Here is a 13359-nt window from a genome sequence, read left to right on the forward strand (position 1 = left end):
GCGCAGTAACTCAATACGAGTGATGTTATTCACTCATAAGATGTTCAAGGATCGAGGAAAACAACATGATCACACAAGTTAAGCATTATATTGATGGCGAATTCACTTATGGCAGCGGCGATCGCAATATTGATGTGACCAATCCAGCCAATAATAGCGTTATTGCTAAAATTAACTGCGCTACTACTGCCGAAGTAGAGCAGGCCATTCACAGTGCCAAAGAAGCGTTTAAAACCTGGAAAGAAGTCCCCGTGTCTGAACGTGCGCGCGTCATGTTGCGTTATCAACATTTGCTCAAAGAGCATCACGATGAACTAGCAACTATTTTAGCTCACGAGACCGGTAAAACTTTTGAAGATGCTAAAGGTGATGTATGGCGCGGCATTGAAGTTGCTGAACATGCTTGTGGTGTTGCCTCGTTAATGATGGGCGAAACCGTTGAAAACGTCGCTCGTAATATTGATACCTATAGCTACACTCAACCTTTAGGTGTATGTGCCGGTATTACTCCGTTTAATTTCCCTGCGATGATCCCATTATGGATGTTCCCGTTATCTATCGCTTGTGGTAATACGTTTATTTTAAAGCCGTCAGAACAAGATCCTATGACGCCACAGCGTTTAGTTGAATTGTTTGTTGAAGCAGGCGCGCCAAAAGGCGTGTTACAACTTATTCATGGCGACAAAACAGCAGTCGACATCTTGCTAAGAGACCCAGCCATTAAAGCGATTTCGTTTGTTGGTTCTGTGGGGGTTGGTCAATACATTTACAAAACCGGTACCGACAATCTAAAACGTGTGCAAGCGTTTGCAGGAGCTAAAAACCATTGCGTGATCATGCCTGATGCGAACAAACAGCAAGTGATCAATAACATGGTTGGTGCCTCTGTTGGTGCTGCTGGTCAGCGTTGTATGGCGATTTCAGTCGCTATTTTTGTCGGTAAAGCTAAAGAGTGGATCCCTGAATTAAAAGAAGCGTTAGCTAAGGTTCGTCCTGGTTTATGGGATGACAAAGATGCTGCTTACGGCCCTGTTATCAGTCCTGCAGCAAAAGAGCGTGTACTCAAACTGATTGCTCAAGGTAAAGCTGAAGGTGCTGATTGCTTACTCGATGGAACCGATTTCACCGTTGCAGGTTACGAGTCGGGTAACTGGGTTGGCCCAACGATGTTTACCAATGTCACCACCGACATGAGCATTTACAAAGAAGAGATTTTTGGTCCGGTACTGTGTTGTATGGAAGCGGATAACTTAGACGATGCTATCGAACTGGTTAACAACAGCCCTTACGGTAACGGTACCTCAATCTTTACTGCATCAGGCGGAGCTGCACGTAAATATCAACATGAAATTGAAGTAGGCCAAGTGGGTATTAACGTGCCAATTCCGGTGCCATTACCATTCTTCTCATTCACCGGTTGGAAAGGCAGTTTCTATGGTGACCAACACGCCTACGGCAAGCAAGCGGTACGTTTCTGCACAGAAACCAAAACTATCACCACTCGTTGGTTTGACTCAGAAGCCGTTAGCGGTCCTAACATGAGTATTGATCTTAAATAGAAATGATGTTTATTGCCGTGACGCTGTCACGGTAATATTTTTCGCTAAACAACAAGACCACCTTACCTCCCATTGCAGCTAGTAATGAGTTAACCGCTTAAAGCGGTATGCGGCTAAGGCAATAAATGACCCAAGAGTCATCCAAGACAATATTAGGAGTCCAGCATGGATTTTAATTTAAACGAAGATCAGCGTCAGTTTGCTGATTTAGCCCGTCAATTCGCTGCCGAAGAACTCGCGCCATTCGCCGCCAAGTGGGATGAAGAACATCATTTTCCTAAAGACGTTATTCAAAAAGCCGGGGAACTGGGCTTTTGTTCTTTGTATTCGCCAGAATCAGAAGGCGGCATGGGCTTATCCCGGTTAGACGCTTCAATTATTTTTGAAGAATTAGCCCATGGTTGTACAGCCACCACAGCAATGTTAACTATTCATAATATGGCAACCTGGATGGTGACTACGTGGGGTACAGAAACCTTGCGTAAGCAGTGGTCAGAAGGCTTAACCACAGGGCAGTTATTAGCCTCTTACTGTTTAACAGAACCTGGTGCCGGCAGCGATGCCGCTTCATTGCAAACTAAAGCTGTGCGTGATGGTGATGATTACTTGATCACCGGTTCAAAAATGTTTATCTCTGGTGCCGGTGAAACCGAGTTACTCGTAGTGATGTGCCGTACCGGTGAATCTGGCCCTAAAGGGATTTCAGCGATTGCCGTACCAGCAGATGCAGTAGGCGTCACTTACGGAAAAGCAGAAGATAAAATGGGCTGGAACGCACAGCCAACAAGAATGATCAGTTTTGAAAACGTGCGTGTACCGGCTGCCAATTTACTTGGTGAAGAAGGCCAAGGTTTTACCTTTGCGATGAAAGGCCTAGACGGCGGACGTATTAACATTGCCACCTGTTCAATTGGCACCGCGCAAGCTGCACTGACTCGCGCAACTCAATACATGAATGAGCGTAAGCAATTTGGTAAACCGCTGGCGGCATTCCAAGCATTGCAGTTTAAACTGGCTGACATGGCAACCGAATTAGTGGCTGCCCGTCAAATGGTACGTTTAGCAGCTTTTAAATTAGACACTCAAGACCCTGAAGCCAGTGCTTATTGTGCTATGGCGAAACGTTTTGCGACCGATGTAGGTTTCCAAGTGTGTGACGGTGCGCTGCAAATTCACGGCGGTTACGGTTATATCCGTGAATACCCTTTAGAACGTCATTTCAGAGATGTGCGCGTGCACCAGATTTTAGAAGGCACTAATGAAATTATGCGCCTGATTATTGCTCGCCGTTTGCTCGCTAGCGATGCTCATCCGATCCTGTAATTAGCGGTTCCACTCGTGACTCACTAGCTTTAGCATAAGGACATAGCATTATGACTACACACCCTGCAATTCTAAAACATATAGTCGGCCACACGGCCATTTTGACTCTGAATAATCCGCCAGCTAATACTTGGACCGCTGACAGTTTGCAAGCGCTGAAACATATCGTGCTCGAACTGAATCAAAACAAAGATGTTTATGCGCTTGTGATCACTGGTCAAGGTGACAAGTTTTTCTCAGCAGGTGCTGATTTGAATTTGTTTGCTGACGGCGATAAAGACAATGCAGCTTCCATGGCAACACATTTCGGCGAAGCGTTTGAAGCCTTAAGTGCGTTTAGAGGTGTATCTATTGCGGCAATTAATGGTTATGCCATGGGCGGCGGGTTAGAAGTGGCATTAGCTTGTGATTTACGAATTGCAGAAGCGCAAGCCCAATTGGCATTGCCTGAGGCCTCAGTGGGTTTACTGCCTTGTGCTGGTGGCACCCAAAACTTAACCGCATTAGTGGGTGAAGGTTGGGCAAAACGGATGATTTTATGTGGCGAGCGTATTGATGCTGCGAAGGCTGAAAAAATTGGCTTAGTGGAAGAAGTCGTTGAACAAGGCCATGTCTTAGATGCCGCAGTGGCGCTAGCAGCGAAAGTGGCTAAGCAATCACCTAGCAGTGTCAGCGTATGTAAAACCCTTATTCAAGCTGGACGAACTATGCCGCGAACTCAAGCATTACCGCTTGAGCGTGAACTGTTTGTTGGCTTATTTAATACCGAAGATCAGGCTGAAGGTGTGAAGGCCTTTTTACAAAAACGCGCCCCAAACTGGAAGAACTGCTAATGACTCAAGATGTAATATTTCAAACCTTAGGCACGTTATCAGGTCAATCTATTGGCGTGGTAACTCTGAATATTGAAAAAGCACTTAATGCATTAACCCTCGACATGGTTGCAGCAATGCAAGCACAACTCACTAAATGGCAACAAGACGACAGTATTGCGTGTGTTGTGCTTGATGGCGCCGGCGAAAAAGCCTTTTGCGCTGGTGGAGATGTACGTGCCATTTACCATGCATCCATCGCCAATCCGAACAACATGACCACAGAGGCGTGTGAGTTCTTTACCCAAGAATACCAACTTGATTATTTACTGCATCAATTCGGCAAACCCGTTTTAGTGTGGGGTGACGGCATTGTTATGGGCGGTGGACTCGGGCTAATGGCGGGCGGGAGCCATCGTGTTGTTACCGAGCGTAGCCGTATTGCAATGCCTGAAGTGACCATTGGTTTATACCCAGACGTTGGCGGTAGCTACTTTTTAAACCGTATGCCGGGAAAAACAGGGTTGTTTTTAGGCTTAACCGCTTACAACATGAACTGTGCAGATGCGCTGTATGTCGGTTTAGGGAATCATCTTCTTAATAGCGATGAAAAAGAGCCGTTATTCGATGCCATGGCTGAACTGGCTTGGAGTCAAGATAGTGAGATAAACCATCAACTGCTAAGCGGATTGTTGACCAATATGAGTCAGCCACACTTAGCGGCATTATCCGTTAGCCCACTGCAACAATTTCAAGCACAAATTGATTTGTTGATGGCGGGTGACATCCTTGATGTGCATCATCAATTATCGACATTAAACACTGAGCTTGATTGGCTAAAACGAGCCCAAAAGACCGCGTTAGCTGGCAGTCCTATTAGCTGGCACTTGATTTTTGCTCAGGCAGAACTTGGCACAGAACTTAGCTTAGCTGATTGCTTTAAGTGGGAGTTAGGTGTGAGTGTCAATTGTTGCTCTATGGGTGATTTTTGCGAAGGTGTTCGCGCCTTACTGATTGATAAAGATCGCCAACCTAAATGGTTATTTGCAGATGTAGACGCAGTGGATGCGAATAAAGTGACCCAATTGGTTACCTCGCCTTGGGCTGAAGATAGACACCCATTAGCAGACTTTACTTAAAAAGGATTAACGAAATGGCAACAGTAGCATTTATTGGTTTAGGTAACATGGGTGGCCCAATGGCGGCCAATTTAGTTAACGCGGGTATGACAGTCACTGTGTTTGACTTAAACCCTGTCGCAGTAGAAGCGTTAACGGCGCAAGGCGCACTCAGTGCTAAAACCGCGTGCGGCGCAGCGGCAGCCGCCGATTTTGTCATTACCATGCTGCCAGCAGGCAAGCATGTTCGCAGCTTGTACCTTGGCGATGACAATAATAAAGGTTTGTTAGATGTCGTGTCTAAACAGGCATTACTGATAGATTGCTCAACCATAGATGCCGACAGTGCCCGTTTAGTGGGAGCAAAAGCCGCTGAGAAGGGTATCGAATTTATGGATGCGCCAGTATCAGGCGGCACAGCAGGCGCGGCAGCCGGTACCTTAACCTTTATTTGTGGTGGTAGTGAAGCAGCCTATCAACAAGCGCAAACGGTATTAACGGTTATGGGCGGCAATATTTTTCACGCTGGTGCAGTAGGTGCAGGTCAAATTGCTAAAATTTGTAATAACATGCTGTTGTCTGTGTTAATGGTGGGTACTAGCGAGTCATTACAACTTGGTTTGGATAATGGTTTAGATCCTAAAGTGTTGTCTGATATCATGAAAGTCAGCAGCGGCGGTAACTGGACGTTAGAAAAGTACAATCCATGCCCAGATGTGATGGAAAATGTGCCGTCGTCAAAAGATTACCAAGGTGGCTTTATGGTTGACTTGATGGTTAAAGATTTAGGGTTGTCGCAAGAAGCGGCGGTCGCCTCTAATTCAAGCACACCAATGGGTTCTCTGGCTCGCAGTTTATATGTTAATCATGCTCGCCAAGGCCATGGTCGTCGCGATTTTTCGAGTATTTTTGAACAATTTTCAAAGAAAAAATAAAGGATTCAGTTGATGGAATTAAAAGATAAGGTTGTCGTCATTACTGGCGGAGCTGGTGGGTTAGGTCTAGCTATGGCGCATGATTTAGCTGCCCAAGGTGCTAAGTTGGCGCTTATCGATGTTGATCAGGCTAAACTTGAACAAGCTTGTGCTGATTTAGGTTCTGTAACTGAAGTTCAAGGTTACGCCCTAGACATTACTGATGAAGAAGATGTGGTCTCTGGCTTTAAATTTATCGTTGAAGACTTTGGTAAAGTGAATGTGTTAATTAACAATGCCGGTATTTTACGTGATGGGCTAATGATTAAAGCCAAAGATGGCGTTGTCACCGATCGCATGTCGTATCAGCAGTTTCAGTCTGTCATCAATGTTAACTTAACCGGCACTTTTTTATGTGGCCGTGAAGCCGCAGCAGCGATGATTGAAACCAAGCAAGCAGGGGTAATTATTAATATCTCTAGCGTTGCTAAAGCCGGTAACATGGGACAATCTAACTACTCAGCGTCTAAAGCGGGCGTTGCTGCAATGTCGGTTGGGTGGGCAAAAGAGTTAGCCCGTCATAATATTCGCAGTGCTGCCGTGGCTCCTGGTGTTATTGCTACCGAAATGACCGCAGCGATGAAACCTGAAGCATTAGAGCGTTTAGAAAAAATGGTCCCAGTAGGGCGCTTAGGTCAGCCTGAAGAAGTGGCTGCAACCGTACGTTTTATTATTGAAAACGATTACGTTAACGGCCGTGTATTTGAAATTGACGGCGGTATTCGCTTATAAGCGATAGAGTATATTCATTGTGCTCATTATCTGTTCGCTCAGTGCAATATAACGCGTTGCGCACTTTCATATAATGAATGTGATTGGTGTTACCCACATTCAGTTTGTTATGATGCTGTCACGCCGAGCTTATGCTCGGCGTGGCTTTTTTACTTTTAAGGATTAATGACGTGGCGAAGTTAGAATACCTGCTTAAAAAAATCATGCTAATCGTAGGCATTCTGGGCGTGATTATTATCTATGGCGGTTTTTTGTATTTATTGTTTTCAGGTCGCTCGACTGCGGCGCTCCCGTGGTTTTTACTCATTTCACCGTGGATTTGTGTTTACTTTGGCTTAACCCACGTACAGCAAGTGGCTGTAATACAGTGGTTTACTCATAAATTTAGTTTCAAAAAATCGACTAAGTAGCTCTGTTATGTCTAGCTTATCCGCATTTTTATCAAGGTTTTCTATCGCTTTGTATACCTTAATTGCCTTGGTCGCATTTGCTGCCAATTCAGTGTTGTGTCGTATGGCATTATCGACCCAACAAACTCCTGCACTTATAGATCCCAGCAGTTTTACTGCGATTCGTTTAGCTGCTGGTGCCTTAGTGTTGGGGCTATTAATGTTATTGCGTAACACTAAAGCAGGGACAAGCCGACCCACTAGCCGTGGCAGCATGTTTGCTGCGGCATTATTGTTTATTTACGCGGTGACTTTTTCATACGCCTATGTGCTACTCGATACCGCCACTGGTGCGTTGATTTTGTTTGCCGCGGTGCAAATTAGCATGATGTTAATCAGCTATGTTCAAGGCCAACGCTTAACCCTACTTGAATGGATTGGCGCATTATTGGCTTTTAGTGGTTTTGCTTATTTAGTGTTGCCCGGCGTGAGTGCGCCTTCGATGACCGGCTTAGTGCTAATGGCGATCAGCGGCTGTGCTTGGGGTGGATATACTTTGCTTGGCAAAAAGTCAGTTAACCCATTATTTGATACAGGTTATAACTTTATTCGCAGTTTACCTTTAGTTGTAGTGATGATATTAGTGGTATGGCTCCTGCCTTACTTAGCCTCAGCGCCACAATTAGTCTCAATACCACAAGCAACGGTATTGTCTGCCAAAGGAATGTTGTTAGCCGTCTTATCAGGTGCAATTGCTTCGGGTATTGGTTATGCGTTGTGGTATCAAGCATTGCGTGGACTTACATCAACCCATGCCGCGGTTTTACAATTAACGGTACCTGTGATTGCCGCAGTGGGCGGTATTCTCTTTTTAGATGAAGTAATCAGTTTTCATCTAGGTGTATCGGCTGGCATTATCTTTGTTGGGATTGCATTGGTTATCTTTGCCAAAGCCCATCCTGTTAATAAGCCGGCCCTCTCAATAAGCAGATAATTGAGCAATAAACATCAGTGAAAACCAAGTGACTTACACATACATAACTCAATAAAATAAATGATTAACGAGGTAATATGAGCAATTCAACACCGTATCCAATTGGTACTCCAGGTCAAAAATGGACCGATGCAGATAAAGCACAATGGTTAGCACAAGTTGCCATAAAACGCTCATATCAAGATGAAGTGGTGAGTAAACTGGCTCAGATTACTGGTCCGTTTGAACAAGTACAATACGGCGCATTATCTTATGATGCTGATAAGTATCCACTGTTTGCATTTAAATCTCAGCAGTGGGATAGCAATAAAAAAACCATTCTTGTGACCGGTGGCGTACACGGTTATGAAACCAGCGGTGTTCATGGCGCGATTCAGTTTTTAACCACCAAAGCACAAACTTATACCGAGTATTTTAATGTTGCTGTAGCGCCTTGCATTAGCCCTTGGGGTTATGAGACCGTTAACCGTTGGAACCCGAAAGCCATTGATCCTAATCGCTCTTTTTATGCTAATAGTCCTGCAGAAGAGTCTGCCGCGCTGATTGCATTTGTGGCAAGTTTGGGAGATGTATATGCCCATATCGATTTACATGAAACGACTGACACTGATGAGTTAGAGTTTAGACCTTTGCTGTCTGCACGTGATGGCGTTGAATACGATAAAGGCATTATTCCAGACGGTTTCTATTTAGTCGGCGACAGTGATAACCCTACGCCAGCGTTCCAAAAAGCAGTGATTGATTCAGTGGCTAAAGTGACTCATATCGCGCCTGACGATAATGGACAATTAATTGAAGTACCGATTGAGCAATTTGGGGTGATTAACTATCCGGTCAAAAAACTCAGTTTATGTGCTGGTATTACTGACAATCACTTCAATACCACCACAGAGGTTTATCCAGACAGTCCAAACGTGACAGCGCAAGAATGTAACGATGCTCAAGTCGCCGCTATCACTGGTGGATTGGATTATCTTATTGGTTATTTGAAGCTCTAAAAAACGTTAAGTGATATAGACGATTACAAGCGATGCCGTTGTCGTCTAGACATATTTTAGTATAATGGCGGTGAGTCGTTGTTTGAATGGAATCTAAAAGACTCATTGCTGTTAAAACCTGTGGTTCCTCGGTTATTGATTAGCCTCCTCGCTAGTCGCCTATTTTTTATTAATAAAGGATTAAAATGAAAAATACTCTGTTGCTATGTCTATTCTGTTTATTAATGACGCCCCATCTTGCACACGCCAAAGCGGGTTTAATCTCTTTTGGTGGTGAAAACATTGTACCTGTTGTGGAACTTCCCGATGATCCACGTTTTCAAACACAAGATGGTGAATTCATTGATGTAGGTTATATCTATAAATCTGTTGATATATTGTTTCTACCACTGTGGAATTATGATGGCCGTTTTGCTGGAATGTTGTCACAACAAGACTTGTATATAGACTTAACCCCCTTGGAAGTCACTGGACTCGTTTTAGAGGCTGGCGTGGTATTACCTCAAGCTCCATACCTCGATTTCTGGCATCGTATCGGTGGGAAAATAGTTTTTTTACTGCTTTGTGGCTCATTAGCACTTTACGTTAGACAGCGCATGCAAAAAAAGGCGGCTTATTTTAGCTCGTTAGCGACTGGGCGTGAGCGATTGAAAGATATCTTAATCAATAGCAATGACTTTACTGAGTTAGACCTATCCGTTATCGAGACAGAAGGTAAACCCAAAGTTGAAGGCATAGCATTTATTGCGGCGAAAAAGTATTTTAACAATATTATTTCAATATCTGTAATTGATATGGGTAAGGTGTCAATTGAGCAAGTTCAAGCTCAGCATGAGCAGTTATTTACTGCGTTACTTGGGTTGAAGAAAACCCTAGGGATGACGTCTCAAAGTACGATCCATTATCTGTATTTTACTTTCGACAGCACTCCTTCAAAAGTAGACATCAGTATATTGAAAGCATTGAGAAAACGTCAAATCACCAAAGCAACTAATTTAATTCCAATTATTATCGATTTTGATGCGCAGATGATTGATAGCACTGTGGGTGTATATCCGTCTAAAAAAATTCTACAAAACTGCTTTACCCAAGCTGAAACTCTCTCAGATGATGTGGCTGAACCTGCAAAGGTATAATGTAATTAAGATTTTTACTAAACGGTTCACAAGGTTATGGTTGATGCCGAAAGCTGCTCTAGGTTTTCGGCATTAAATCAACGCTGACGCATTATCGCTATTTAGACATTTATAATGACGCGCAAATACTTCTTTCATCACCGTCACATCTCAAAACGGGCAGTATTTGTATCATTGCTAGGTTGATAATTAGGCCAAAAATCCTTACACTGTCGCGCTTCGTATTTACCTCGGCTCTGCCGTATGCCAGTTTCAATATCATTTTTGTTTGCTTGAGTCATATAGATGTCAACTCGAGCAAGTAGACTACAATTTGATATGGGCTTTAACACACAACACGATTTGGAATTTCATTTTGATTACAACAGCTAACATCACGATGCAGTTTGGCGCTAAGCCACTGTTTGAAAATCTCTCAGTAAAATTTGGTGGCGGTAATCGCTACGGTTTAATTGGCGCGAATGGTTGTGGTAAATCCACCTTTATGAAAATCCTTGCCGGTGATTTAGAGCCATCAAGCGGTAACGTCTCTATAGATGTTAACGAACGCATGGGTAAATTAAACCAGGACCAGTTTGCCTACGAAAACTTTTCAGTAGTCGATACTGTGATCATGGGCCACAGAGAACTGTGGAAAGTGAAGCAAGAACGTGACCGTATTTATTCTTTACCTGAAATGAGCGAAGAAGACGGCATCAAAGTGTCTGAGCTTGAGATGGAATTTGCTGAAATGGACGGTTACACTGCTGAATCTCGCGCAGGTGACTTACTACTAGGTGTAGGTATTTCCATTGAGCAACACTTTGGTTTAATGAGTGAAATTGCTCCAGGTTTTAAATTGCGTGTGTTATTGGCGCAAGCACTATTCTCAAATCCAGATTTACTGCTACTTGATGAACCTACCAACAACTTGGACATCGATACTATTCGTTGGTTACAAGACATGTTGAATCAACGTAACAGCACCATGATTATTATTTCGCATGACCGTTATTTCTTAAACTCAGTGTGTACTCACATGGCTGACTTAGATTACGGTGAGCTACGAGTGTTCCCTGGCAACTACGACGAATACATGATGGCTGCACAGCAATCACGTGAACGTTTAATGAGTGACAACGCCAAGAAGAAAGCGCAAATTGCTGAATTACAAACCTTCGTCGCCCGTTTCTCTGCTAACGCATCTAAAGCGAAACAAGCTACATCACGCGCTAAGCAAATTGATAAAATTAAGCTAGATGACATCAAAGCATCAAGCCGCGTCAATCCGTTTATTCGTTTTGAACAAGAAAAGAAATTGTTCCGTAATGCATTAGTGGTTGAAAACTTAGCCAAAGGTTACGACACACCATTGTTCAGCAAACTTAACCTAATGGTTGAAGTGGGTGAACGTATTGCTATCTTGGGTCAAAACGGTGTAGGTAAAACCACCTTGTTACGTACTTTAGTACATGATATCCCGCAAGACGATGGCACCATTAATTGGTCTGAAAATGCCAATATTGGTTACTACGCCCAGGACCATGAAGCAGATTTTGCTAATGAAATGACCTTGTTCGAGTGGATGAGCCAATGGCGCAAAGAAAATGACGATGATCAATCTGTACGCGGTATTTTAGGCCGTATGTTGTTTGGTGCAGATGACATTAAAAAGTCAGTTAAAGTATTATCTGGTGGTGAGAAAGGCCGTATGTATTTCGGTAAACTTATCATGCAAAAGCCGAACATTTTATTACTCGATGAGCCAACCAACCACATGGACATGGAATCTATTGAGTCGTTAAACAACGCGCTTGAAAAATACGAAGGGACGTTAATGTTCGTGTCTCATGACCGTGCATTTGTATCGTCACTAGCCACTCGTATTCTTGAAGTGACTCCTAACGGAATTAATGACTTTAAAGGCACTTACGACGAATTCTTAGTGAGTAAAGGTATTGACGCGTAATTCTGGTTTTATAACCAGTACTGTCAGTAACCAGCATTGTTTGTAACCAATGCTCACTGATTAACACCATTAGCCCTGAACAATTGTTCGGGGCTTTTTGTTTTTATTTATTCGGCTAGGCCATATACTCTAGTGATATAAATCAATGACATTCTCCAGCACAGGCATCTACTTTATGAGCATCACCCTTGAACAAGTCGCATCAACCTTGAATGAACTGCAATGTCGTACTAATTTTAATATTAAGAATGTCACCGAATACATGCTACCTGAGTTAAAAGAGCCGGTTTATTTGCATGTAGAAGGAAAAACGCCATTACTGATCATTCGTCCGGCATTTGAAGTTTTTTCCACTGAGCTGGCTACGATTGACGGGGTACACGCGAAATATGATTACTATCACAATGCTCAAATGACCCGATTTCCAACTCGTCGCAACAAAGGCTTAAGTGAAATTCATTACGGTTTAGCATTTCGGTTTGATACCACAGATGCAATCAAATTATTTATTAATAGGTTGATTGAAATAGTAAGAGGATAAATAACCTCATTAGGAGTGCCGCATCATGACAGAGCAATTTAATATCAATCAATTTAATTGTTCCATTAATGGTAAAGGACAAACTTTGATTTGGGCTCATGGGTCAACCGGCAGTATCCAAAGTGAAGATGCGATTGGTTTATATGCCTGGCATCGGTTTCCTAAAAAATTACAGCTTATTCGCTATGATGCTGTTGGCCATGGCTTATCTTCTGCCGGTAAGTGCGTAGAAGACTATTTATGGCCAGAACTTGCCAATGACATGATAAGTATCGCGACGCACTTTAACGCAACGCCATCGCTTATTTTAGGTGGCCAATCAATGGGCAGTGCTACGTGTTTGTTCGCAGCATTAAAACATCCGCATAAGGTAAAAGGGTTAATCTTGATGAACCCGCCCACAGCATGGCATGCTCGTGCAGTACAAGTAGGTGAATATCATAAAATGGCCAAAGCAGCGCGCATTTTTGGTGGTAAAGGTTTAGCTAAAATAAACGCTAAACATTGGGATAAATTACTTCCAAGTTGGCTGATTAATGGTCATGAACATAGTGTATTAGGCATGCTCGACGGATTAAAACTAATGACACGTCAAACGCTAGATCATTTGTTTCGCGCTGCCGCCCTTAACGACCTGCCCAGTAAGCAGCAACTTGCCGAACTGACCATGCCAACCCTGATTTTAGCGTGGCACGGCGACAAGACCCATCCCATAGAAACTGCCATTCAATTACATGCCACAATACCTAATTCGACCTTACACATTGCAGCCTCGATAGATGAGGTTAATGAATGGCCTGAATTGATCAGTGAGTTTTGCCTCAGTTTATAAGTT

The 13359-nt window shown here is 43.3% G+C and carries 13 protein-coding genes; all 13 read left to right on the forward strand.

Annotated elements, in window-relative coordinates; all coding sequences use genetic code 11:
• Positions 1–65 precede the first annotated feature (65 nt).
• Positions 66–1559, forward strand: coding sequence for a CoA-acylating methylmalonate-semialdehyde dehydrogenase (locus tag AAEY99_RS08405; RefSeq protein WP_192115252.1), 1494 nt, complete (start codon positions 66–68; stop codon positions 1557–1559).
• Positions 1560–1724: 165 nt separating this feature from the next.
• Positions 1725–2882, forward strand: a complete 1158-nt coding sequence (locus tag AAEY99_RS08410; protein ID WP_101086691.1) for an acyl-CoA dehydrogenase family protein — start codon at positions 1725–1727, stop codon at positions 2880–2882.
• Positions 2883–2932: 50 nt separating this feature from the next.
• Positions 2933–3715 carry an enoyl-CoA hydratase gene (locus AAEY99_RS08415; protein ID WP_162023460.1) on the forward strand — a complete coding sequence of 261 codons (783 nt, stop codon included), beginning with the start codon at positions 2933–2935 and terminating at the stop codon, positions 3713–3715.
• The gene (locus AAEY99_RS08420; protein WP_351010046.1) at positions 3715–4833 is read left to right on the forward strand and encodes an enoyl-CoA hydratase/isomerase family protein; all 1119 of its coding nucleotides are present in this window, start codon (positions 3715–3717) and stop codon (positions 4831–4833) included. The genes AAEY99_RS08415 and AAEY99_RS08420 overlap by 1 nt, the downstream gene beginning before the upstream one ends.
• Positions 4834–4847: 14 nt before the next feature.
• Positions 4848–5747: a 3-hydroxyisobutyrate dehydrogenase gene (gene mmsB, locus AAEY99_RS08425; RefSeq protein ID WP_162023458.1), complete on the forward strand. Its 900-nt coding sequence runs from the start codon at positions 4848–4850 to the stop codon at positions 5745–5747.
• Between the two features lie 12 nt (positions 5748–5759).
• The gene (locus AAEY99_RS08430) at positions 5760–6518 is read left to right on the forward strand and encodes an SDR family oxidoreductase (RefSeq protein WP_011636818.1); all 759 of its coding nucleotides are present in this window, start codon (positions 5760–5762) and stop codon (positions 6516–6518) included.
• A 203-nt stretch (positions 6519–6721) separates the two neighbouring features.
• Entirely contained in the window at positions 6722–6928 is a 207-nt protein-coding gene (locus AAEY99_RS08435; RefSeq protein WP_101087206.1) for a hypothetical protein, read from the forward strand.
• Between the two features lie 7 nt (positions 6929–6935).
• Positions 6936–7901: a DMT family transporter gene (locus tag AAEY99_RS08440; protein ID WP_351010050.1), complete on the forward strand. Its 966-nt coding sequence runs from the start codon at positions 6936–6938 to the stop codon at positions 7899–7901.
• Positions 7902–7978: 77 nt separating this feature from the next.
• Complete coding sequence (locus AAEY99_RS08445) at positions 7979–8899, forward strand: M14 family metallopeptidase (RefSeq protein WP_351010053.1); 921 nt, start codon at positions 7979–7981, stop codon at positions 8897–8899.
• Positions 8900–9084: 185 nt separating this feature from the next.
• Complete coding sequence (locus tag AAEY99_RS08450; protein ID WP_351010056.1) at positions 9085–10035, forward strand: hypothetical protein; 951 nt, start codon at positions 9085–9087, stop codon at positions 10033–10035.
• A 355-nt stretch (positions 10036–10390) separates the two neighbouring features.
• On the forward strand, positions 10391–11983 hold the full coding sequence (locus AAEY99_RS08455) for an ABC-F family ATPase (protein WP_101086698.1): 1593 nt from the start codon (positions 10391–10393) through the stop codon (positions 11981–11983).
• A gap of 175 nt (positions 11984–12158) precedes the next feature.
• A complete protein-coding gene (locus AAEY99_RS08460; RefSeq protein WP_162023454.1) occupies positions 12159–12524 on the forward strand; it encodes a hypothetical protein in 366 nt (121 codons plus the stop codon).
• Positions 12525–12549: 25 nt separating this feature from the next.
• Positions 12550–13356 carry an alpha/beta fold hydrolase gene (locus tag AAEY99_RS08465; protein WP_101086700.1) on the forward strand — a complete coding sequence of 269 codons (807 nt, stop codon included), beginning with the start codon at positions 12550–12552 and terminating at the stop codon, positions 13354–13356.
• Positions 13357–13359 lie beyond the last annotated feature (3 nt).

Origin of the sequence: Shewanella sp. S1-58-MNA-CIBAN-0166, assembly GCF_040310085.1 — a bacterium.
Lineage (GTDB): Bacteria > Pseudomonadota > Gammaproteobacteria > Enterobacterales > Shewanellaceae > Shewanella.